At 71.3% G+C, this 1,127-nt stretch carries 1 protein-coding gene; it reads left to right on the forward strand.

The genetic code is table 11. From position 1 onward, the window contains the following. Nucleotides 1–934 (forward strand): dihydrolipoamide acetyltransferase family protein (locus GA0115259_RS29735; protein ID WP_107469289.1); only part of this gene is annotated, 934 nt, incomplete at its 5' end. Nucleotides 935–1,127 lie beyond the last annotated feature (193 nt).

The raw sequence follows: 1,127 nt of genomic DNA on the forward strand, positions 1-1,127 counted from the left end.
GCTGGCCCGTGAGCATGGCGTCGATCTGCGGGCGCTGACGGGCTCGGGACGGGACGGACTGATCCTGCGGTCCGATGTCGAGCAGGCGATCCGGCACGGTGTCACACAGCCACAGCCACAGCCACAGCCACAGCTTCAGGCACAGCCACAGCTCCAGCCGCACTTCCGGGCGCAGCCGCAGGGGTCGCCCGTGACGGCCGCTCCGGTGGCCGCGTCCCGGCCCTCGCCCGTGACCGCCCAGGACGGAGCGGTCCGGGTGCCGCTGCGCGGAGTCCGGGGCGTGGTCGCGGACAAGCTCAGCCGCAGCCGGCACGAGATTCCGGACGCGACCTGCTGGGTGGACGCGGACGCCACGGAGCTGATGGCGGCCCGTACGGCGATGAACGCGGCCGGAGGCCCGAAGATCTCGCTGCTCGCGCTGCTGGGCCGGATCTGTACGGCGGCCCTCGCCCGCCATCCCGAGCTGAATTCCACCGTGGACATGGCCGCCCGGGAGATCGTGCGCCTGCCCGCGGTGCATCTCGGCTTCGCCGCCCAGACCGACCGAGGGCTGGTCGTCCCCGTCGTACGGGACGCGCACACGCGCTCCGCCGAATCGCTGAGCGCCGAGTTCGCGCGGCTGACGGAGGCGGGCCGGGCGGGCACGCTGACTCCGGCCGATCTGACCGGCGGGACCTTCACGCTCAACAATTACGGCGTGTTCGGCGTCGACGGTTCCACGCCGATCATCAACCACCCGGAGGCGGCCATGCTCGGCGTCGGCCGGATCGTGCCCAAGCCCTGGGTTCACCAGGGAGAGCTGGCCGTACGTCAGGTGGTGCAGCTCTCGCTCACCTTCGACCACCGGGTCTGCGACGGCGGTACGGCGGGCGGCTTCCTGCGCTATGTGGCGGACTGCGTCGAACAGCCGGCGATGCTGCTGCGCACGCTGTAGCGGGACATTCCGGGCGGCGGGCGCGGGCACGCGCCGAAAAGGCGAAGAACTTCGGCCTTCGTACAGAGGCCAAGAGCTTCGAACGGGTGATCGCGGCTCATACTTCAGCCATGACCTCGTATGACGCCATCGTGCTCGCCGGAGGTGCCGCCAAGCGGCTCGGCGGGGCCGACAAGCCAGGGGTACGGGTCGG

The sequence above is a fragment of the Streptomyces sp. MnatMP-M17 genome (assembly GCF_900091995.1).
In the GTDB taxonomy this organism is placed as follows: Bacteria; Actinomycetota; Actinomycetes; order Streptomycetales; family Streptomycetaceae; genus Streptomyces.